This window comes from Nocardioides sp. QY071 (assembly GCF_029961765.1).
GTDB lineage: Bacteria > Actinomycetota > Actinomycetes > Propionibacteriales > Nocardioidaceae > Nocardioides.
In genome coordinates this window covers 4272391-4294134 of the sequence record NZ_CP124681.1, presented here as the reverse complement: position 1 = coordinate 4294134, position 21744 = coordinate 4272391, and the positions used below count along the sequence as shown (strand labels likewise).

The window sequence follows — 21744 nt, the reverse complement described above, 5'->3', positions numbered from 1 at the left end:
GGCTCAGGCCTCCGCCGTCGCCTTGATCCCGCTCAGCGTCTGCCGCATCCCGTCGCGCAGCGACGCGGTGAACACGTCCATCCCGCCCAGGAACCCCTCGGTCAGCTCGCGGGACAGCTCGGAGATGCCGTCGGGCGTGGACCGGCGTTGGGTGAGCACGGTGCCGGCGCCGTCGGGCGCGAGGTGGAAGGACCACACGGCCCAGTTCTCCTCGACCCGGAACGCGATCTCCTGTTCCGGCTCGAACCGCAGGATCCGTGCGTGGGTGGTCCACTCCAGCTCGCCGTGCTGGTTGCGGTTGGTGAACGCGACGCCCTCGCCGGGCTCGCCGCCGTCCTTGATCCGGGTGGAGGTGACCTGCGGGCTCCACTCGGCCATCCGGCGTACGTCACTGACGAGTGCCCACACCGTGGCGGGCGGGGCGTCGATCCCGATCGAGTCCTCGAGCTGGTCCATGCCTTCGGACGGTAGCCGCGATCGATCTTTACGTCCAGTCGGACGTATAGTCTTCCCATGACCCACGACGGACGACGGGCCCGGGGCGACGCGACCCGGCGACGGGCGGCGCGGTGCGCGGCCGACATCGCCACGACGCACGGCCTCGACTCGATCTCCGTCGGCGGCCTCGCGTCCGCGACCGGGCTGAGCAAGAGCGGCATCCTCACCGTCTTCGGAACCCGCGAGGCGATCCAGGTCGCCGCCGTCGCCGAGGCCCGCCGGGTGTACGTCGACACGGTGATCGCGCCCGTCTGGGGAGCCGCGCCCGGGCGGGACCGGCTGGCCGCGCTGCTCGACGCCTGGGTCGACTACCAGCGCGCCGGCGTCTTCCCCGGCGGGTGCTTCGTGGCGGCGACCTCAGCGGAGTACGGACACCGCGACGGTCCGGTCGCCGCCGCCGTGCGCGCCCTCAAGCGGGAGTGGCTCGAGCTGCTCGAGGGCGAGCTCCGGGCCGCGGGTGTCGCGGACCCGGCCGAAGGAGCGTTCCGGATCGACGCCTACCTGGTCGCCGCCAACACCCGGCGCCAGCTCTTCGGCGACGACACCGCGCTCGGGACCGCGCGTCGGCTCGCCCTGGCGGTGGTCGGGTCAGGCTGAGCGCGACGAGCCCTCGTGGGCCCGTCGTACCAGCTCGACCACGGAGACGCCGCGCTCCACCGGCGAGGTCCGCTCCTGCCGGTCCAGCCACATCGCGGCGTCGAGCGCATCGGTGGCGAGCCGGCGCAGCGCGTCGGCGCCGAGCTCGCCGTCATCCTCGTCCGGCTCGGCGATCGTGGCGGTGAACGAGCTCGTCACGCCCTCCAGCCACCAGGTGCGCAGCAGGCCGAAGGTCGGGCCCTCGTGCAGCAGCGTGCCCGGGTCGTCCTCGGCGTGCTCGCCCGGCGTCGTCACGCACCACGCCGGGCAGTCCGGCCGCTCGTCCGCCTCCATCTCCCTGCCATCGGCGCACCGGCCGTCCGAATGAGGAATCGGCTCGCGCGGAGGCCGGTCGCGGACGGATACTTCCGTCATGCCGTCGACCAGTCAGCTCGCCGCCTTCGCGATCGCCTCGTTCCTGTTCATCCAGGTCCCGGGCCCGAGCCTGCTGTTCACCATCGGCCGCGCGCTCACGGTCGGTCGCCGCGACGCGCTCCTGTCGGTGGTGGGCAACGCCCTCGGCCTGCTGGCGCAGGTCGTGCTCGTCGCGGTGGGCCTCGGTGCTGTGGTGGCGGCCTCGGCGACGGCCTTCACGCTGCTCAAGCTCGCCGGCGCGGCGTACGTCGTCTACCTCGGCGTGCGCGCGATCCTCCACCGCGCCGACGCCCGCGCCGCCCTCGAGGCGGTCGGCCTCGGCGCGGAGGCGGCGCCGAGCAGTGGGCTCGCGTCGGTGCGGACCGGCTTCGTCGTCGGCGCGACCAACCCCAAGACGATCGTGTTCTTCGTGGCCTTCCTGCCGCAGTTCATCGACGGCGGGGCACCGGCCGCGCCGCAGCTGGTGCTGCTCGGCCTGCTGTTCGGCGTGATGGCGGTCTGCTCCGACGGTTGCTGGGCGCTGCTGGCCGCCCGGGCCAGGGACTGGTTCGCCCGCAAGCCGAAGCGCCTCGACTCCCTCGGCGCCGCCGGCGGCGTGATGATGGTCGGCCTCGGGATCACCCTCGCGACCGCCGAGAGTCACTAGGACGGCGGTCGGTCGGCGGGCTCAGGCGGCGTAGTCGTCGGCGAGGACGATCGCGTCCTGGGCGTGGAGCTGGTACTCGGCTCGGGTGATCGCGGTGGTGCCGCCGCCGGTGACGAGGCGGTAGAGGCCGTGGGGTGTGCCCCAGATCCACTTGCCGGGTCCGAGCTGCATCACCGTGAATCCGGGCACGTGGGTCTTGGCTCGGTGGTGGTGTCGGGCGAGTGGGGTGTCGTTGTGATCGCCGGTCTGGCCGGGTGGTCCGTGCTTGTCGTACGACACCGTGTGGTCGTGGTCCGGTGGGCGGCCGTGCTTGACGAACAGGCCGGTGGCGTGGGGGAACACGTCCCCGATCGTGCGTAGCTGGGTGCGGTGCTTGACGTCGGTGGGGTGTTCGTAGCCGTTGACCGAACGGCCGGTGTGGAGGTCGATGACGGGCTGCACGGTGATGGTGGCGTGCCGGTGCAGGAGGTTGCGGACCTGGGTGAGGAGCCTGGGGCCGAGGTTCTCGATGCGGGCGAGGGGTCCGAGGGCGCCGGTGTCGGTGAGGGAGATGTGGACGATGAGTTCGGCGGTCGGGCTGCGGGGGTCTCGTGACGGTTGCTGCGCAACCTCCTCGACCTCCGAGGTGTCGTTGATGTCGTGGAGGAAGGCGAGGACGGCGGCGGGGTCGGCGAGCATCGCGAACGCCTCGGCCCGCCAGTGGTCCATCGACAGTGGTTCGGCGCCCTCGGGGACGTCGGCGTGCTCGGCGAGGGCGGCAGCGAGGTCGTCGACCGTGTGCTGGTGGGCGAGGGCGTCGGCTTCGTCGAGCCGGGCGAACACCGTCCCGATACCGGCAGTGTTGACCGCATCGTTGTCGTCGACCTGGGAGCCCGGGCGAGGCTTGGGGTACCAGACACCCTTGCCCTTCTGGTTCTTCTCGATCCGGGCCTGGTGAGCGGCGGGGTCGGCCTCGATCACCTTGGCCTCCGCGATGGCGAGGATCCGGCTGGGTGCCTGATCCAACGCGGCAGCGACGGCCTCATCCACGATCCTGATCTGGTGGCGGTCGAGGGTGCGGGACATCCGTGCGACCCGACGCACCACCCACGCCTCGCAGCGTCCCTCACGGACGCCGGCCCAGGTCTGCGGGAGGCGGTGGCGCAGGTCGAACGCGTCGGCCAGGGCGCCGCGGGTCGAGAGCACGTGCTCGTGACGGGCGATCGCCATCTCCACCAGTGCGAGGTCGGCGACCTCCGGGGTCCCGTCCCCGCCCAGGGTGATGAGCCGCGGTCCGCCGTACCGGACCGGGACCGCGCCGGGCTCGGCCTGCGGATCACCGGAGTGGAGGTCGGCCCAGGCGAGCAGCAGTTCCAGCTGCTGGACCTCGTGGAGCCGGTGGATCCGGACGCCGTCGTCGGCCGCGTGGAGCAGCTGCTCCGGCGTGGCATCCGAGAGGTCCGAGATCATGCGTCGATTCTATCGCACACATGTTCGAATGACGAGGCCTGCCGGGGACTTTCTCCTTGTTTCTAGGGGTTTTCGACCGCGCGCGGACCGCAAGACGACCGCAGGACCCGGCTCCTACGGACCGTCCTCGTTGCTGCGCGTTTCCGTGCTGTTCCGGCTACGTACCCGAGGCCCGGGGACAGTTCGCGCCGATGGCCGCGGTGGTTTCGAGGCTTGTCGCTGGCGCTCCTCGCACCTCAACCACCGGACAAGGGTTGGTTGCGGTGGTCTCGTGACGGTCGCTGCGCGACCTCCTCGACCTCCTCGACCTCCGGGCGCGAACCGACGCCCGACCGCGGAACCCGACCACCTCCCGACCTTCTTCGTCGCTGCCTTTCGGAACGTAACCGGCTACGCATCCGAAGCCCGCGGACAGTTCGCGCAATGGTCCAGTGGTTTCGAGGCTCGTCGCTGGCGCTCCTCGCACCTCAACCGTCGGACGAGATTGGTTGCGGTGGTCTCGTGACGGTCGCTGCGCGACCTCCTCGACCTCCGGGCGCGGACCGTAGCCCGACCGCAGAACCCAGCCACCGCCTGACGTTCTTCGTCGCTGCCTTTCGGAACGCGACCCGCTACGCACCCGAAGCCCGCGGACAGTTCGCGCCGATGGCCCGGTGGTTTCGAGGCTCGTCGCTGGCGCTCCTCGCACCTCAACCGCCGGGGTCGCGCAACCCGCCCCTTCCCGGTGGCTCCATGACCTAACGTTGGCAGTGATGAGCACGGATCCGGCTCCAGGGCCGGGCGCAGCCGTCACGGTCAACGGAGCCGCCCGGGCGCTCCTCGGCGCCCAGCCGCCGCTCACCGCGCTCGACTGGCTGCGCGGCCAGGGGCTCACCGGTGCCAAGGAGGGGTGCGCCGAGGGGGAGTGTGGCGCCTGCGCCGTCCTGCTCGCGAAGCCCGGGATCGACGCGCCGACCGAGTGGACCGCGATCAACGCCTGCCTGGTGCCGGCCGCCGCGCTCGCCGGGCAGGAGGTCGTCACCGCCGAGGGCCTCGGTACGCCGGACGCGCTGCACCCCGTCCAGCACGAGATGGCCGTCCGGGGCGGCTCGCAGTGCGGCTACTGCACGCCGGGATTCGTGTGCAGCATGGCCGCCGAGTACTACCGGCCGGGCCGCGCCTCCTTCGACCACCACGCCCTGTCCGGCAACCTGTGCCGCTGCACCGGCTACCGCCCGATCGTCGACGCCGCGGAGGCGCTGGGCGCCCCGGCGGCCGATGACCCCCTCGCTGTCCGTACGACGACCGCGCCACCACCCGTCCCACAGCACCGCGTCGCGGGCTGGGTCCGCCCCGCGACCCTCGACGAGGCACTGAGCCTCCTCGCCGAGCCCGGCGCGGTCGCCGTCGCGGGCTCGACCGACCTTGGCGTCGAGGCCAACCTCCGCGGCTCCCGCCCGGGCCTGCTGGTCGCCATCGACCGGCTCGACGAGCTGCGCGGCCTGAGCGTCGCCGATGGCGTGGTCGAGATCGGCTCGGCCGTCACGCTCAGCGAGGCCGAGCGCCGGCTGGAGGGCCGGATTCCCCTGCTGGACGCGGTGTTCCCGCAGTTCGCGTCCCGGCTGATCCGCAACGGCGCGACCATCGGCGGCAACCTCGGCACCGGCTCACCCATCGGCGACCTGCCGCCCGCGCTGCTCGCCCTCGACGCCGATCTCGTGATGGTCGGCCGCGACGGGGAGCGCACGGTCCCGCTCACCGACTTCTTCACCGGCTACCGCCGGTCGGTGCGGCAGCCCGGGGAGCTGATCGCCCGGATCCGGGTGCCGCTCCCGCTCGCCACGACCACCGCCTTCCACAAGATCGCCAAGCGCCGCTTCGACGACATCTCCTCGGTGGCCGTGGCCTTCGCGCTCGACATCGAGGCGGGCACCGTGCGCAGGGCGGCGATCGGGCTCGGCGGAGTGGCGGCCACCCCGATCCGCGCGACCGCTGCCGAGCGGGCCCTCGTCGGCCGCGCCTGGACTCCCGACGGCATCGCCCCGGCCGCGACAGCGCTGGCCGAGGCCGGCACGCCGCTCGACGACCACCGCGCGAGTGCCGCCTACCGCACGGCGATGCTCGGCCAGGCGCTCCCGCGACTGCTCGCCGAGACGACCGAGGGGGTGCGGTCATGAGCGTCGGCGAGGCGCGCCCCCACGAGGCCGCGGCCCTCCACGTCACCGGCCGCGCGCTCTACACCGACGACCTCGCCCTGCGCGCGCCCGGCGTCCTGCACGCCCACCCGGTCCAGGCGCCCCACGCGCACGCCCGGATCACGCACCTCGACCCGCGGCCGGCGTACCGGATCCCCGGTGTGGTGCGGGTCCTGACCGCGGCCGACGTCCCCGGCGTCAACGACTCCGGCACCAAGCACGACGAGCCGCTGTTCCCCGACGAGGTGATGTTCCACGGCCAGGCGGTCGCGTGGGTGCTCGGCGAGACGCTCGAGGCCGCCCGCCTCGGCGCGGAGTCCGTCGACGTGTCGTACGACGACCTGCCGTCCCTCGTCACGCTCGCCGACGCCATCGCCGCCGGCTCGTTCCAGGGCGCGCGGCCGACCATGGAGCGCGGCGACGTCGAGGCCGGACTCGCTGCCAGCACGCGGGTCTTCGAGGGCGTGACCGAGCTCGCCGGCCAGGAGCACTTCTACCTCGAGACACATGCGTCCTTCGCCCAGGTCGACGACGACGGCCAGGTGTTCGTGCAAGCCAGCACCCAGCACCCCACCGAGACCCAGGAGATCGTCGCCCACGTGCTCGGCCTGGCCAGCCACCAGGTGACCGTGCAGTGCCTGCGGATGGGCGGCGGGTTCGGCGGCAAGGAGATGCAACCCCACGGGTACGCCGCCGTCGCGGCCCTCGGCGCCACCCTCACCGGCCGCCCGGTGCGGGTGCGGCTCACCCGCCAGCAGGACATGACCATGAGCGGCAAGAGGCACGGCTTCCACGCCACGTGGAGGGTCGGCTTCGACGACGACGGCCGGCTGCAGGCGCTCGACGCGACGCTCACCTCCGACGGCGGCTGGAGCCTCGACCTCTCCGAGCCCGTGCTCTCGCGGGCGCTGTGCCACATCGACAACGCGTACTGGGTCCCGCACGTCCGGGTCGCCGGCCGGATCGCCCGCACTCACACCACCTCCCAGACCGCGTTCCGCGGCTTCGGCGGCCCCCAGGGGATGCTCGTCATCGAGGACGTCCTCGGTCGGTGCGCGCCCCTGCTCGGCCTGGCGCCCGAGGAGCTGCGCCGCCGCAACTTCTACGTCGAGGGCCAGGCCACCCCGTACGGACAGCCGGTGCGGCACGCCGAGCGCCTCGACCGCGCCTGGCAGCAGGTCCTCGACACCAGTGAGTACGCCGTGCGACGCAAGGAGGTCGAGCGTCACAACGCCGGGAGCCCCCATTCCAAGCGGGGTCTGGCGATCACGCCGGTGAAGTTCGGCATCTCGTTCAACTTCACGTCCTTCAACCAGGCGGGCGCCCTCGTGCACGTCTACAAGGACGGCTCGGTGCTGATCAACCACGGCGGCACCGAGATGGGCCAAGGGCTCCACACGAAGATGCTGCAGGTCGCCGCCACCGCGCTCGACCTGCCGGTCGAGCGCGTCCGGCTCGCACCGACCCGCACCGACAAGGTGCCCAACACCTCGGCCACCGCTGCCAGCTCCGGCGCGGACCTCAACGGCGCCGCGGTCAAGGACGCCTGCGACCAGATCCTGGCGCGGATCGCTCCCGTGCGGGCCCGCCTCGGCGAGGACGCGTCCTGGCAGGACGTCGTGCGGACGGCCTACCTCGACCGGGTCCAGCTCTGGGCCGCCGGCTTCTACCGCACCGAGGGCCTGTCCTGGGACGCGACCACGATGACCGGTCACCCGTTCAAGTACTTCGCCTACGGTGTCGCCGCCGCCGAGGTCGAGGTCGACGGATTCACCGGTGCGTACGCCGTGCGCCGGGTCGACATCGTCCACGACGTCGGCGACAGCCTCTCCCCGCTGGTCGACCTCGGCCAGGTCGAGGGCGGGTTCCTGCAGGGCGTGGGCTGGCTGACCCTCGAGGACCTGCGCTGGGACAGTTCGGACGGCCCCCATCGGGGGAGGCTCGCGACGCAGTCCGCGTCGACGTACAAGCTGCCGAGCCTGTCCGAGCTCCCTGCCGACCTGCGGGTCGCGCTGCTCGAACGGGCCACCGAGGACGGCGTGGTCTACGGCTCCAAGGCCGTCGGTGAGCCGCCGCTGATGCTCGCGTTCTCCGTGCGCGAGGCGCTGCGCGACGCGGTCGCCGCCTTCGGGGTTTCGACAGGCTCAACCAGCAGGTCGGTCGAGCTGGCCTCCCCGGCGACACCCGAGGCGGTCTGGTGGGCGATCGAGCGGGTCAGGAGCTGAGCATGGACTGGCTGCGCGCGCTCCAGCACCTCCGCGCCACGCGGACCCCGGGCGTGATCGTGACGATCGCGGAGGTCCGCGGCCACGCCCCGCGCGCGGCCGGCGCCAAGCTGGTCGTGGCGGCCGACCGGACGTGGGGGAGCATCGGCGGCGGGAACCTCGAGGAGACCGCCGTACGACGGGCGCGGGTGCTGCTGCGCGACGCTGCCACCTGCGCGACCACGCAGACGCACGACCTCTCCGACCGGGCGCCGACGGAGCACGGCGTGCAGTGCTGCGGCGGGCAGGTGAGGCTCCTCTACGAGCCCGTGCCGGTCCGGAGATCGGTCGCGGTCTTCGGGATGGGCCACGTCGGGCTCGAGCTGGCCCTGCTGCTCAGCCGCCACGACCTCGAGCTGCACCTCGTCGACTCCCGCGCCGACCAGCTCGCCGACGACCGCCTGGCCCCCGTGCTCACCGGGCCGGCCGACGTACGGGTGCACCGGGTGCCCGTGCTGCCCGAGCTCGTCGTCGCTGACCTGCCCGTCGGCACCGATGTCCTCGTCCTCACCCACGACCACGCGGAGGACCTCGCCCTGCTCGACGCGCTGCTCCGCTCCGACGTACCCGGCTCGATCGGGCTGATCGGCTCCAGCGCCAAGTGGACCCGCTTCCGGGCCCGGCTCGCCGGGCTCGGCCACGACGCGACCGCCATCGCCCGCGTGCACACGCCGATCGGCGACCCGGCGGTGAGCGGCAAAAAGCCGGCCCGGATCGCGCTGGCGGTTGCTGTGGAGTTGCTCACGACCAGCGGCGCCGCGCGTTTGGAGGCGTGAGCGACAGGTTAGGTTCAACAGCGTTGAGATGGCTTGCTGAGAACGCGGGCCGCCCCGTCGCGCGTAAGGACCCGGCCCCGCCATGAGCTACCCCCCGCCGCCCCCGCCCCCGCATGCCCAGACCTGGGCGGCGCCGTCCGGCCCCCCGCCGAAGCGCAGCCGCACCGGACTGACCATCGCGCTGCTGGCGGTCGGGCTGGTGCTGGTCCTGGGCGTGATCGGCATCGTCGCCCTCGTCGTCCGCGGTGACGACTCCGACGGCTCGGGCGACTCGGCCGGCGACGCCGGTGGCGCGCACGAGGCGTCGTGCGAGGTCTACACGGACGTGGTGCTGAGCAGCGAGATCTGGGCGGCCACCGAGTTCGACCCCGACAAGGTGCAGGAGCTGTACGACGCGGCGCTCGCCGACATCACCGACGACGACGTCGCGGCGCTGGTGGAGCAGGAGGCCACCGTCAAGGTCTCCTACTATCGGGCGCTTCGGGAGTGGAAGCAGGCCGCCGAGGATGCGCTGAGCCGGGGCGAGTACCCCGAGACCACCCTGCCGGACGATCTCACGGCCCAGCACACCGAGATCCAGGACGCGCAGCGCGCTGTTCTCGAGGAGTGCCAGGACACCTTCCCCGACCGGGGGAACCAGCCGGTACCGAAGATCACGGCGCCGACCCTCAACACGCCCAGCTGGATGGACGAGGAGTGATGGAGTGATGTCGGCTCCCCACCCGCCGGGCTGGCCCGCCCCGGCTCCGCGACGTCGCTTCCCCTGGCTTGCCGTCCTCGGCTCGCTCGGTCTCGTGATCGTCCTGGTCGTCGGTCTCACCGTGGTGCTGGTGCTCGGCGACGACGGCGAGGAGCGGGAGGACCGGAAGAGCCGGTCGGAGGCGCTGCGGGAGCGGCTGCTCGAGGACTCCCGTGCCGAGCTCCCGACGACCGCCGACGTCGAAAGTGCGGTACCGGGCTACGACTACTCGATGGCCGTCACCGGTGTCGGCACCGATGCCGACCTGAGCATCGCGGCGACCTACGACGCCGACGCCAAGGATCCCTGGCAGGGCGACCCCGGCAAGATCGAGGTGTACGCCGACGCGGCGCTGACCAAGCCGGTGCCGGTCATGATCCTGCCGGACGTGACCTCCCCCGACGACGACCCGCACCTGGCCATCTCACCGGTGCGCCTTCAGCGGTCCCACATCACGCGCCGGGACGGCGAGGTGAAGGGCACGCTGGCCGACCTCGGCACGTTCTGGAACCTCAACCCGCACGTGTACGTCGTGCAGTACCTCACGCCCGACGGCACGAAGCGGCCGCGACCGCTCGTCACGCAGGTCGACTTCGTCTCCGAGGCCACCGCGCCGGCGCAGGTCACCTCGACGGTGACCCCCGACGGCGACGCGCTGCTGGAGTGGACCCCGGTCGAGGGCGCGAGCGAGTACCTCGTCGTCCTGGAGCAGCGGCGTGCCGACCTCGACGACACCGTGCAGGTGCTCGGCCGCACGACCGAGGCGACGTGGTCGTCGGCCACGACGAAGAAGTGCCTCCACAGCTGCACCCAGAACGACGTACTGAAGCTGACCACGGTCGACGGGTCGACCCAGGCGTCCCTGCCACAGCTGGTCCCCGAGAAGATCGACGCCAGGCTCGGTGTCGTCGCGGTCGTCGACCGCAAGCCGTCGGTCGCGACACCGATCGACTTCAACGGCCTCGAGACCCTTCCGGTCCGGTCGGACCGGAAGTGGGACCAGGGAGCCGACCTCGCCGGGCAGGGCCTCGCGGCGCTGCCGAGCCGGTTCCTGTTCGTCTCCATCGACGGCTCGACCCGGGCGACCGGTGCGAGCGTCGACCGGGCCGAGGTGACCCGCGACGGGGACGACTGGGTGGTCCCGCTGCGGGGCCGGGGGACTCGGCTGGTGGATCCGGTCCGCATCCCCGTCGCTGCCGTCGACGACATCGACGCCGCCGTCGCGACGTTCAACGAGCGCGCGCAGCGCGACTACCCGCTCGCCGGACTGGACGAGGCGGGCATCGTGATCCGCGCCGACCTGCCCAAGAAGCCGGCCCCCGAGCTGCCCCCGCCGGACTACCCGGTGTTCGGCAGCAACGAGCTCACGAAGTTCATCGCCGGGCAGCTGATCGCGGGCTCCACGGCCATCGACATCTCCGAGTTCGCCGACCAGCCGGGCCTGCCCGACGTCCAGGACGCGTTGAGCGAGGCGGTCTACCAGAACCCCTACGCCCTGGCGTACTTCGACACGTTCTCGTTCGACGGCACCGTGATCCAGGTCGAGGCGGCGTACTCCGTGGCGGAGCTGCAGTCGCGGCAGAAGAAGATCGCCGACCGGGCCGAGGAGGTCGTGAAGAGCCAGATCTCCGCCGGGATGAGCGTGTCCGACAAGGTGGCGGCCATCAACCGCTACCTCGTGGACAACGCCGACTACGACCACGCCGCGATCGACGCGTCGCCGGGCAAGTACCGCTCCGACACCCCGGCGAACTTCCGCTACGCCTGGGAGACCGACGGGATCCTGGTCAGCGGCACCGGCGTGTGCATGAGCTACGCCTACGCCTTCCAGACCCTCGCCGAGGAGGCGGGCATCGAGTCGGTCGTCGTCTCGGGCGAGCTGGCCGACGGCGGCGGGCACGCGTGGAACAAGGTCAAGGTCGGCGACAGCTGGCGCGCGGTCGACGTCACCTGGAACGACCCGCGCGGAGGGTGGAACCCCCAGTGGGGCACCAAGTACCTGCTGATCCGCGACGCGCAGTTCACCGGCGACGCCCTGCGCACCGAGCGCGACACCTGGATGTCAGACGCCTACCTCAGCCAGTACGCCACCCGATGAACGCCGCCTACCCGCAGCCCCGTGCCGCCTTCCAGGGCCACTGGATGGCACCCGGCACGTTCGGCGGCGTACCGGCCTGGCTGGTCGTCGAGGACGGCCGGGTCGCGCTGCTCGCACCGGGCCAGAGCCCGACGGGCTTCGTCGACGTCTTCCGGGTCCCGGTCCGGCAGGCGCGGATCTCCTCCGCCGCGCAGCGGATCACCGTCACGGTCGCCGGGACGGCGTACCCGGTGCTCGCCCGGCCGCACGGCCCGGTCGTCGGGTCCGGCCTGGCGGCCACCGGATCCGTCGCCGGCCTCGCGGGGGCGGAGGTCGTCCACGGCACCAGCACGGCGGCCCGGGCCGGCAACGTCGCCGCGGATGCCGCCGCCTTCGCCCGCCAGGGAGGTCCCCAGTTCCTGGCGACACTGAGGCAGCAGGGTGGGCAGGTACGTCGGGTCGGCTACGGCGTCCTGCTGAGCGTCGGCTTCGTGGCCGGCCTGCTCCTCGCGCTCCTCGTGACTGTCATCACCGTCGCCGTGCTCGCCTGACCCCACGGTGAGTTCGCGGCAGGTCAACGGGTCAGTAGGCCGTGCGCGTCTCGTTGGCCAGCCAGGCGTCGAAGGGCGCGGCGGCGTCGGGGGTCGCGACGCGGGACACGGTCATCGTCCACTCCGAGCGCGGCCGGTCGAACAGCTCGTAGAACGCCCGGTCGTCGAACCCTCCGCGGGCGGCGTCGTCGCGGTCGGCGGCGTACACCACCCGGTCGAGGCGCGCCCACAGCGACGCGGACACGCACAGCGGGCACGGCTCGCACGAGGTGTAGAGCGTGCAGCCGGTCAGCTCGAAGGTCGCCAGCGACGTGCATGCCGCGCGGATCGCGGTCACCTCGGCGTGGGCGGTGGGGTCGAGGTCGCGGGTGACCCGGTTCTGGCCCTCGGCGACGAGGACGCCGTCCCGCACGATCACCGCGCCGAAGGGCCCGCCGCCGGCGGCGACGTTCGCGGTCGCCAGCTCGACCGCACGCGCCAACCAGGCCCCACCGTTGTCCGGACTGAGATCCATGACGTCATTCAACCCTGCGAGGCCACGAGCCGCTCCATCACGCGGCGCAGCGCCTGCACGACGTGCTGTGCCGAGCGGCGGCGCAGCGTCTCCGGCCGAGCGAGCACGTCGATGGTGCGGCTGGTGCTCAGTCCGTGGAGCGGGCGGAGCACGACGTCGTCGTACGGATGGGCGGAGGTGTAGCGCGGGAGCAGGCCGATCCCGGAGCCGGCGGCCACGAGGGCGGCGACGGCGCCGTAGTCGTTGACCCGGTGGACCACCTCGGCGTTGCGGCGGGTGAGCGCGGCGACGGCGATCAGGACGTCGTCGGGGGAGTAGCCGACCCGGCTGGTCACCCAGCGCTCGCCGACGACGTCGCGCGGGCGGAGCCGCTCGCGGGCGGCGAGCGGGTGGTCGGCGGGCAGGGCGACGTCGAGGGGCTCGCGGGCCAGGGTGACGACGTGCAGGTCGTCGGTGGGCCACGGCGGGCTGTGCTCCATCCGGTGGGCGAGCACGAGGTCGTACTGCGCGGTCAGCGCCGGGAAGTCGCGCTGAGCGACGTCCTCGTCGGTCAGCCGCAGCTCGGGGGCGTCGGGGTCGCGGCCGAGCTCGCGCAGCAGGGGGCCGAACACGGCCTGGCCGGCGCTGTGGAAGCTGCTCAACGTCACCGTGCCGCCCGGCGCGGCCTCGAACTCCTCGACCGCGCCGCGCGCGGCCGCCATCGCGTCGATGACGTCGGCACCGGCCCGGGCGAGGACCCGCCCGGCGTCGGTCAGGGTGAGCACCCGCCCGTCGCGGCGCGTGAGCGGCGTACCGAACTGGCGCTGGAGCGCGGCCAGGTGCTGCGACACGGCCGACGGCGAGACGTGGAGCGACTCGGCCACGGCGGTGACGCTGCCGAGGGCGCCGAGCTCGCGCAGGATGGTGAGCTGGTGGATCTCCACGGGGCCCAGCCTACGGTGAAGCGTTTGCTTAAGGGACGGTGCAGGAAGTGGCCGTTGCTCTGCACGGTCTCCCGGCGATGCAATGGACCCATGAAGGCGCTCTACAAGGCCGAGGCGGCCCCAGGGCTCGAGCTCGTCGACCGCCCGGACCCCACGTGCGGTCCGGCCGAGGTGATCATCAAGGTGCTCCGCACCGGCATCTGCGGCACCGACCTCCACATCCTGCGCTGGGACGAGTGGGCCGCGGGTGCGGTCAGGGCGCCGCTCACTCCCGGCCACGAGTTCTACGGCGAGGTGGTCGAGGTCGGCCCGCTCGTCACCGACGTCGCGGTGGGCGACCGGGTGTCCGGCGAGGGCCACATCGTGTGCGGTACCTGCCGCAACTGCCGCGCCGGCCGGCGCCAGATGTGCATCCGGACGATCGGCCTGGGCGTGCAGCGCGACGGCGCGTTCGCGCAGTACCTCAGCCTCCCCGCCAGCAACGTGTGGGTGCACCACCCCGACGTCGACCCCGACCTCGGCGCGATCTTCGACCCGCTCGGCAACGCCGTGCACACCGCGCTCGCGTTCCCGCTCGTCGGCGAGGACGTGCTCGTCACGGGCTGCGGCCCGATCGGGCTGATGGCCATCGCGATCGCCCGCCACGTCGGCGCGCGGTACGTCGTCGGCACCGACGTCAGCCCCGCCCGCCTCGAGCTGGCCCGGGGCATGGGCGCGGACGCGGTCGTCGACGTGTCGACCGGGTCCGTGGCCGACGTACAGCAGGCCCTGCACATGCGTGAGGGCTTCGACATCGGCTTCGAGATGAGTGGCGCCCCGTCGGCGCTGCCGCAGATGATCGACAACATGAACCACGGTGGCCGGATCGCCATGCTCGGCCTGCCCAGTGCGCCGTTCGCGATCGACTGGGGCAAGGTCGTCACCCACATGCTGACCCTCAAGGGGATCTACGGTCGCGAGATGTTCGAGACCTGGAACGCCATGGGGGCGATGCTGCAGTCGAGCAGCACGCTGCGTACGGCGATCGGGTCGGTCATCTCCGACCGCCTGCCCGCGCGGGACTGGGAGCGGGGATTCGAGATCGCGGCGTCCGCCGGGGTCGGCAAGGTCGTGCTGGACTGGACGGAGCTGTGATGTACGGGAACTTCAGGAACCACCTCACCGCCGAGCTCGACGAGATCGAGCAGGCCGGGCTGACCAAGCGCGAGCGCGGCATCCGCGGGCCGCAGAAGGCCGAGATCGTCGCTGACGGCGCCGAGGTGCTCAACTTCTGCGCCAACAACTACCTGGGCCTCGCCGACGACCCGCGGCTGCTCGAGGCGGCGCGCGGCGCGCTCGACGAGTGGGGCTACGGCCTGGCCAGCGTCCGCTTCATCTGCGGCACGCAGGAGCAGCACCTCGAGCTCGAGCGCCGGATCGCCGCATTCCTCGGCACCGAGGACACGATCCTCTACTCGTCGTGCTTCGACGCCAACGGCGGCGTCTTCGAGACCCTCTTCGGGGCCGAGGACGCGATCATCTCCGACGCCCTCAACCACGCCTCGATCATCGACGGCATCCGGCTCTCCAAGGCCCGCCGCCTGCGGTACGCCAACCGCGACATGGCCGACCTCGAGGCCCAGCTGCAGTCCGCGGCCGACGCCCGGTTCCGGGTGGTCGTCACCGACGGGGTCTTCTCGATGGACGGCTACATCGCGCCGCTGCGCGAGATCTGCGACCTCGCCGACAGGTACGACGCCCTCGTGCTCGTCGACGACTCCCACGCCGTCGGCTTCATCGGCGCCGGCGGTCGCGGCACCCCCGAGCTGTGCGGCGTGGCCGACCGGGTCGACATCTACACCGGCACCTTCGGCAAGGCCCTCGGCGGCGCGTCCGGCGGCTACGTCTCCTCGCACCGCGAGATCGTCGCCCTGCTGCGCCAGCGCTCGCGTCCGTACCTGTTCTCCAACACCCTCGCTCCGGCCATCGTCGCCGGCACGCTGCGCGCGCTCGACCTGGTCGAGGGCTCGGGCGAGCTGCGTGAGCGGCTGCAGGCCAACGCGCGGCTGTTCCGCGAGCTGATGGAGGCCGAGGGCTTCGACCTGCTCCCCGGCGAGCACCCGATCGTCCCGGTGATGTTCGGCGACGCAGCCCTCACCGCCCGGGTGGCCGACGAGATGCAGAAGCACGGCGTGTACGTGACCGCGTTCAGCTTCCCCGTGGTCCCCCGCGGCGAGGCCCGGATCCGGGTCCAGCTGTCCGCCGCGCACACCGAGGAGCAGGTACGACGCTGCGTGGAGGCGTTCATTGCAGGACGAGAGGCGGCGCAGGCTTGATCGAACAGGAAGATCTCCTGTTCAATAGGTCTCATGACGGACGTTCTCTCGCTCGCTGACCGCATCGACACCGGTGATGACGCCGTGGTGGCGGATCCGTCCTGGCACGCGCTGAAGGGCGCCGTCGAGCAGGTCCGCACCTGGCAGCTCGCCGACGGCTCCGTCGACCTCGCCGCCGACAGCGCCCCGTCCCGCGAGACCGTCGCCGCCGCGGTGACCCGCGTCGTGGAGGCCGTCGAGGCGCTCTCGCCGCTGCTGCCGCACGACGCGGCCTACCACCGTGCACTCGTCGCCGACCTGCGCCGCTGGGCCGACGCGGGCTTCGGCGTACCGGACTTCCTCGACTCGCTGCTGGCCTTCCAGCCCGCCGCCGAGCGGATCGACGGCCGCCAGCACCTCGTCGTGTTCCCGATGTACACCCAGAACGGCAACCCGAACCGCAACCTCGAGGCCGTCGTCTTCCGGATGGTGTGGCCCGAGTGGCTCGCCGACCTCGAGGCCACCCGCTACGACAACCCGCTGTTCTGCGGCATCGCGTTCGAGGACTTCACCAGCGGCTACGACACCAACTCGGCGGTGCTCTTCCCCGAGACCGTCGCAGTGCGCGAGGTGCCCGAGCGGTTCAGCTGGGGCGGCATCTTCTGCGACCGCGAGGCCGCCCGCTTCCGCCGTGTCGGCACCGCCGCCGTCGACCTGCTCGGCGTCGAGCTCCCCGACGAGGTCCGCGGCCTGCTCGAGGACCAGCAGCGCAGCCAGGACGCCTTCGTGCTCTGGGACATGATCCACGACCGCGCGCACAGCCACGGCGACCTGCCGTTCGACCCGTTCATGATCAAGCAGCGCCAGCCGTTCTGGATGTACGGCCTGGAGGAGCTGCGCTGCGACCTGACCGCGTTCAAGGCGGCCGTCGAGCTCGAGGCGGAGGGCAACGAGGTCGCCGCCGACGCGCAGCACGCGATCCTGCTCGACCGGATGTTCCGGTTCCCGGTCACCGGCGAGCGCACCCGCAACTACGACGGCCTCGGCGGCCAGCTGCTGTTCGCCTACCTGCACAAGCACGACGCGATCCGCTGGACCGACAACAAGCTGCGCATCGACTGGGACCTCGCGCCCCAGGTCACCAACGCGCTGTGCGCCGAGATCGAGCAGCTCTACCGCGACGGCATCGACCGCCCGAAGATCGTGCACTGGCAGGCCGCCTACGAGCTGGTCAGCCGCTACCTCGCGCCGCACCCGGCCTCCAAGTGGGCCCGCGGCGCCGACGCGCTCGACTTCTCCAAGCAGCCGCGCGAGCTGGTCGACGACGTGCTGGCCGACGAGTTCCCGCTGAGCATGTTCTTCGAGGCCCTGGCCAAGAAGCTCAAGAACGTGATCGCGGAGACCCGCGGCATCACCGCCGCCGCATGACCCGGGTCATCGCGGTCGCCGGTGCCGGCGGCCCGGCCGGTCGCGCCGTCGTACGCCGGCTCGCGGCCGACGGCGTCCTCATCGCTGCTGCCGACGCCGACCCGACCCGTCTCGACGGCCTGGAGGCCGAGGCCAGCGTGGTCGACCTGCTCGACCCGGACGCGACCCGGTCCTGGATCGACGACGTCGTGGCCGTCCACGGCCGGCTCGACGGCGTCGTGCACCTCGTCGGCGGCTGGCGCGGCGGCAAGGGCCTGACGGCCGAGGCGCTGGACCACTGGGCGGTGCTCGAGCCGCTCCTGGTCCGCACCCTGCAGCACACCTCCCTGGCGGCGCAGGAGGCGCTGGTGGAGTCGGGAGGCCGGTTCGTGGTGGTCAGCGCCGCCGGCGCCGGGCAGCCGACCGCGGGCAACGCGTCGTACGCCGCCGCCAAGGCTGCCGCCGAGGCCTGGACCCTCGCCCTGGGCCACGCCTTCGCCCGGGCCGACGGGGACGCCGCCGCTACGATCCTGGTGGTCAAGGCCCTCCTCGACGACGCGATGCGCGCCGCCCGCCCGGACGCCGCGTTCGCCGGCTTCACCCACGTCGACGACCTGGCCGAGACGATCGCCGGTCTGTGGGACCGGCCGAGCGCCGAGCTGAACGGAGAGCGACTGTGGCTGACGCCGCGACCCTGACCACCTCGACGGCTGCGCACCGGCGACACGACCCCGAGGCCCGCCAGTTCGCCAGCGACAACTACGCGGGCGTGCACCCCGAGGTGCTGGCCGCGATCGCGCTGGCCAACGGCGGCCACCAGGTGTCGTACGGCGAGGACGCCTACACCGAGCACCTGCAGGTGATCATGGCGGGGCTGTTCGGCGACGGCGTCGAGGCGTACCCCGTCTTCAACGGCACCGGCGCCAATGTCGTCGGTCTCCAGGCGCTCACCGACCGCTGGGGCGCGGTGATCTGCGCCGAGACCGCCCACATCAACGTCGACGAGGGCGGCGCCCCCGAGCGGATGGGCGGCCTCAAGCTGCACCCCGTCGCCACCCCCGACGGCAAGCTCACCCCCGCGCTGGTCGACAAGCACGCCTGGGGCTTCGACGACGAGCACCGGGCCATGCCGCAGGTCGTCTCGATCACCCAGTCAACCGAGCTCGGCACGCTCTACACGCCCGACGAGGTGCGCGCGCTCGCCGAGCACGCCCACGGACTCGGGATGCGCCTGCACCTGGACGGCGCGCGGCTCGCGAACGCCGCGGCCGCGCTCGACGTACCGCTGCGGTCGTTCACCTCCGACGCCGGCGTCGACGTGCTCTCCTTCGGCGCCACCAAGAACGGTGCCCTCGCCGGCGAGGCCGTCGTCATCCTCAACCCCGACGGCGTGAGCCACCTCAAGCACCTGCGCAAGCTGTCGATGCAGCTGGCCAGCAAGATGCGCTTCGTCTCCGTGCAGTTCGAGGCGCTGCTCGCCGACGGGCTCTGGTTGCGCCTGGCCGGCCACGCCAACGCCATGGCGCAGCGCCTCGCGGCCGGTGTGCGCGAGATCGACGGGGTCGAGCTGCTCTACCCGGTGCAGGCCAACGGCGTCTTCGCCTGGCTGCCCCACGACGTCAGCCGCCGGCTGATGGAGCGCCACCGCTTCTACTTCTGGGACGAGGCCGCCGGCGACGTGCGCTGGATGTGCTCGTTCGACACGACCGAGGACGACGTCGACGCATTCCTCGGTGCCTTGCGCGAGGAGATGGGCCGGGCCTGACGGGCTGTCAGTCCCGGACCCTCACCTTCACCACCGGCGAGGTGCTGGCCAGGGTCGTCGCCGTCGCGGCCGCCACGACGCGGTAGCGGAGCCTGCCGACCTTGCGCTCCTTGAGCCGGAACCGGAAGCCGGACTGGGCGATCGAGGCGCGGAGGGTCGTCCAGGACCCGTGTCGCCAGACCTGGAGGCTGACGGGTACGCCGTTGGTCGCCGGGCTGATCGTGCCGGACAGGGTGACCTTGCGGCCGCGCGTCACCGCGTGCGGCGTCGCGGTCAGGGTGAGGCTGGTGGCGGGCGCCGGGCCGCCCGGAGGGGTGCCGGGAGCGGAGCCCGGGACGACGGGAGCCGAGGGGGCGGAGAAGTCACCCACCGCGCCACCGTTGTCGTGGGCCTGGACCCGGAAGCGGTACGCGACGCCGTTGGCCAGGTTCGTCACGGTGAAGGACGGCGATGCGCTCCCGGTGCTGTCGAGGTGGCCCGGCCAGGTGACGCCGTCGAGCGACCACTCGATGGTGTAGAAGCTGATCTGCGCGCCGCCGCTGGCGGTCGATGCGGTCCAGGTGAGGTGCACCGCCGTGTTGTCGGGGATGCCGACGACGTTGGTGGGTGTCGTCGGCGGCACGATGACCGGATCCGCCGGCACGAGGACCGGTGCCGAGGGGACCGAGTACGTCCCGACCACACCGCCGTCGGTCTTCGCCGCCACCCGGAAGAGGTAGGTCGCCCCCTTGGGCAGTTGCGTCACGAGGAAGGCGGCGCCCGCCGAGCCGGTGGGGACAGGCGCGGACCAGCTGCTTCCGCCGTTGCTCGACCACTGGACGAGGAAGCTCGCCAGCGTCCGGCCGCTGGGGGCCGGCGAGGGCGTCCAGGTCACGAACACCTCGCCGTCCGGAGCGGGCCAGACCGCGCCGGAGACGTCGGTGGGCGGCGCCGGCAGCGGCGACGGGATGAAGGGTGCGGACGCGGCGGACTCGGGTCCGGTGCCGACGGCGTTGACCGCGGCGATGCGCACCAGGTAGCTGACGTTGTTCATGACGCCTGAGGAGTGCGCCGTCGTGCTCGCGTCGCCCGTCGTGCCGATGGTCGCCCAGTGGGCGCCACCGTCGGTCGACACGTCGACCCGGTAGCCCGTGATGGCCGAGCCTCCATCGGAGGCCGGTGCGGTCCACGACAGGTCGACCACGCCGTCCCCGGGGGTGACGACCAAGCCGGTCGGAGCGCCCGGCACCGTCGCGGCCACCGCTGGGCTGGTGACGACGAGGCAGGCGAGCAATGCGGCCCCGAGCGACAGCAGCACCGCGACCAGCCGGCCGCCTCCCGGCCCGTCGAGCGAACGTCCCTGCATGGCGAAACCTCCGGTCGTCCCGTCGGGGCCGCCTGGACGTCGACCCTCGCGAGGAGGATGACGGGCCGGTCTTCGGAAAACCTTCGGATGAGGTTTCGGGCGCCCTGCCGAGCCGCGCGGTCAGGCCGGCAGATCCTCCCGGCGCATCCCGAACACCCACCGCTTGCGCGGGTGCTCGCTGACCGACCACAGGCAGCCGGTCTCCGGCCACCAGACCAGGTCCTCCGGACCCGGCGGGGTCGCCCACCGGTGCTCGCGGAACGCACCGGGCCGGCCGACGTACACCGATCCCGGCTTGCGCCGACCGCGCGACCGGCTCACGTAGTAGGTGCCGTCGATCGCGGCCACGCCCTGCATCCGCGGCACGCCGCGGTCGTCGACCTCGGGGACCGAGCGGCCGTCGACCTCGTGCCGCGGCAGCCCGCTGTCGGGGTCGATCGCGAACCGCGCCACCCGCCGCGTCTGCGCGGCCGAGCCGTACTCGCCGACGACGAGGGCCGGCTCGTCGTGGCTGCGGTCGAGGGTGAGGAACGAGTAGCGCAACCGCTCCACGCCCTCGTCGTGCCCGCTCTCCTGGGTGAACCGGACGGGGAGCACGTAGCGGTGCCCGAAGGTGTTGTACGACGACCCGGCCGGCACCCGCAGCACGTCGGCCACGTGCGCGCTGTGGATCCCCGCGCCGGTCGCCGCGACGTGGAGGAAGTCGCCGTGCCACACGATGCCGCCGGCATGCACCTTCAGCGGCCGGAAGCCTGCCTTGCCGTCGTCGACAGTGGGGACCACCAGCAGCACGTGGCCGTAGCGGCGGCGCTCGAGGTCGACCACGCTGATCCGCGACCCACCGGCCTTGCGGGCGTACCACGACGTCACCAGCACGTCGTGCCCGTGCGCCTCCCGGAAGCCGGTGTGCACCGAGGTGGTGATGCCCTGCGGGTACCAGTTCGTGTCCCGCCGGTCCGCGGCCTCCCAGGTCCACGCGCTGCTCACCTTGAGACCGAGCATCCGGGGGAGCGGAGCGAAGGTCCGGCGCATCCGGTACGGCAGGTCGGGCGCCATCGCCGCGATCCCCACGCGGCCGCCGCCATCGGCGCTCAGCGCCGCGGCGAGCGCGTCGATCTCGTCGCTGTTCTCGGCGGTGCGGGTCAGGTGAAGTCCGGACACGGCCGCCACGGTAGCCGAGCCTTCGTTGTCCGCGGTGGCGCAGCGTTCCGGGTGGTCGAGGAGGTCGCGCGGTCCCTCCCGGTGGTCGAGGAGGTCGCGCAGCGTCCCCGGTGGTCGAGGAGGTCGCGCAGCGACCGTCACGAGACCCCT

The 21744-nt window shown here is 72.6% G+C and carries 20 protein-coding genes; 13 read left to right on the top strand and 7 right to left on the bottom strand.

Annotation, left to right across the window (positions count from 1 at the left end; all coding sequences use genetic code 11):
- Positions 1-3: 3 nt before the first annotated feature.
- The gene (locus QI633_RS20650) at positions 4-456 is read right to left on the bottom strand and encodes an SRPBCC family protein (protein ID WP_282426928.1); all 453 of its coding nucleotides are present in this window, start codon (positions 454-456) and stop codon (positions 4-6) included.
- Between the two features lie 57 nt (positions 457-513).
- Here QI633_RS20650 and QI633_RS20645 point away from each other — a divergent pair, with 57 nt between their 5' ends.
- Complete coding sequence (locus QI633_RS20645) at positions 514-1095, top strand: TetR/AcrR family transcriptional regulator (protein ID WP_282426927.1); 582 nt, start codon at positions 514-516, stop codon at positions 1093-1095.
- Here QI633_RS20645 and QI633_RS20640 read toward each other — a convergent pair.
- Positions 1087-1428 carry a hypothetical protein gene (locus tag QI633_RS20640; RefSeq protein ID WP_141797639.1) on the bottom strand — a complete coding sequence of 114 codons (342 nt, stop codon included), beginning with the start codon at positions 1426-1428 and terminating at the stop codon, positions 1087-1089. The genes QI633_RS20645 and QI633_RS20640 overlap by 9 nt on opposite strands.
- A gap of 79 nt (positions 1429-1507) precedes the next feature.
- Between QI633_RS20640 and QI633_RS20635 the strand changes: the two genes are divergently transcribed.
- Complete coding sequence (locus tag QI633_RS20635) at positions 1508-2155, top strand: LysE family translocator (protein ID WP_282426926.1); 648 nt, start codon at positions 1508-1510, stop codon at positions 2153-2155.
- 21 nt (positions 2156-2176) lie between these two features.
- On the opposite strand, the gene QI633_RS20630 is transcribed toward QI633_RS20635, so the two are convergent.
- Complete coding sequence (locus QI633_RS20630; protein ID WP_282426925.1) at positions 2177-3604, bottom strand: DUF222 domain-containing protein; 1428 nt, start codon at positions 3602-3604, stop codon at positions 2177-2179.
- Between the two features lie 752 nt (positions 3605-4356).
- Between QI633_RS20630 and QI633_RS20625 the strand changes: the two genes are divergently transcribed.
- The 6 genes from QI633_RS20625 (at position 4357) to QI633_RS20600 (ending at position 12185) form a co-directional block, all read left to right on the top strand.
- Positions 4357-5760 carry an FAD binding domain-containing protein gene (locus QI633_RS20625; RefSeq protein WP_282426924.1) on the top strand — a complete coding sequence of 468 codons (1404 nt, stop codon included), beginning with the start codon at positions 4357-4359 and terminating at the stop codon, positions 5758-5760.
- Positions 5757-8003 (top strand): xanthine dehydrogenase molybdopterin binding subunit, encoded by a 2247-nt coding sequence (gene xdhB, locus QI633_RS20620; protein ID WP_282426923.1) that lies wholly within the window; start codon positions 5757-5759, stop codon positions 8001-8003. Before QI633_RS20625 ends, xdhB begins: the two co-directional genes overlap by 4 nt.
- Before the next feature lie 2 nt (positions 8004-8005).
- Entirely contained in the window at positions 8006-8818 is an 813-nt protein-coding gene (xdhC, locus tag QI633_RS20615; protein ID WP_282426922.1) for a xanthine dehydrogenase accessory protein XdhC, read from the top strand.
- A gap of 82 nt (positions 8819-8900) precedes the next feature.
- On the top strand, positions 8901-9518 hold the full coding sequence (locus QI633_RS20610; protein WP_141797645.1) for a hypothetical protein: 618 nt from the start codon (positions 8901-8903) through the stop codon (positions 9516-9518).
- 7 nt (positions 9519-9525) lie between these two features.
- On the top strand, positions 9526-11655 hold the full coding sequence (locus QI633_RS20605; protein ID WP_282429316.1) for a transglutaminase domain-containing protein: 2130 nt from the start codon (positions 9526-9528) through the stop codon (positions 11653-11655).
- Complete coding sequence (locus tag QI633_RS20600; RefSeq protein ID WP_141797647.1) at positions 11652-12185, top strand: hypothetical protein; 534 nt, start codon at positions 11652-11654, stop codon at positions 12183-12185. Before QI633_RS20605 ends, QI633_RS20600 begins: the two co-directional genes overlap by 4 nt.
- Positions 12186-12216: 31 nt before the next feature.
- On the opposite strand, the gene QI633_RS20595 is transcribed toward QI633_RS20600, so the two are convergent.
- Positions 12217-12699, bottom strand: a complete 483-nt coding sequence (locus QI633_RS20595) for a nucleoside deaminase (protein ID WP_282426921.1) — start codon at positions 12697-12699, stop codon at positions 12217-12219.
- Positions 12700-12707: 8 nt separating this feature from the next.
- Entirely contained in the window at positions 12708-13622 is a 915-nt protein-coding gene (locus QI633_RS20590) for a LysR family transcriptional regulator (protein WP_282426920.1), read from the bottom strand.
- 90 nt (positions 13623-13712) lie between these two features.
- Here QI633_RS20590 and tdh point away from each other — a divergent pair, with 90 nt between their 5' ends.
- Genes tdh through QI633_RS20565 form a run of 5 tightly spaced genes read left to right on the top strand, consistent with a single transcriptional unit; the run spans position 13713 to position 19088 of the window.
- Entirely contained in the window at positions 13713-14756 is a 1044-nt protein-coding gene (gene tdh, locus QI633_RS20585) for an L-threonine 3-dehydrogenase (RefSeq protein ID WP_141797650.1), read from the top strand.
- Positions 14756-15937, top strand: a complete 1182-nt coding sequence (locus QI633_RS20580; RefSeq protein ID WP_282426919.1) for a glycine C-acetyltransferase — start codon at positions 14756-14758, stop codon at positions 15935-15937. The genes tdh and QI633_RS20580 overlap by 1 nt, the downstream gene beginning before the upstream one ends.
- Before the next feature lie 33 nt (positions 15938-15970).
- On the top strand, positions 15971-17344 hold the full coding sequence (locus QI633_RS20575; RefSeq protein ID WP_282426918.1) for a DUF6421 family protein: 1374 nt from the start codon (positions 15971-15973) through the stop codon (positions 17342-17344).
- Complete coding sequence (locus QI633_RS20570) at positions 17341-18021, top strand: SDR family NAD(P)-dependent oxidoreductase (RefSeq protein ID WP_282426917.1); 681 nt, start codon at positions 17341-17343, stop codon at positions 18019-18021. Before QI633_RS20575 ends, QI633_RS20570 begins: the two co-directional genes overlap by 4 nt.
- Complete coding sequence (locus tag QI633_RS20565) at positions 18000-19088, top strand: low specificity L-threonine aldolase (protein ID WP_282426916.1); 1089 nt, start codon at positions 18000-18002, stop codon at positions 19086-19088. The genes QI633_RS20570 and QI633_RS20565 overlap by 22 nt, the downstream gene beginning before the upstream one ends.
- A 7-nt stretch (positions 19089-19095) precedes the next feature.
- Here the strand turns inward: QI633_RS20565 and QI633_RS20560 are convergent, their stop codons facing one another.
- Positions 19096-20433, bottom strand: coding sequence for a fibronectin type III domain-containing protein (locus tag QI633_RS20560; protein WP_282426915.1), 1338 nt, complete (start codon positions 20431-20433; stop codon positions 19096-19098).
- A 120-nt stretch (positions 20434-20553) separates the two neighbouring features.
- The gene (locus tag QI633_RS20555; RefSeq protein ID WP_282426914.1) at positions 20554-21594 is read right to left on the bottom strand and encodes a hypothetical protein; all 1041 of its coding nucleotides are present in this window, start codon (positions 21592-21594) and stop codon (positions 20554-20556) included.
- Positions 21595-21744: the final 150 nt, after the last annotated feature.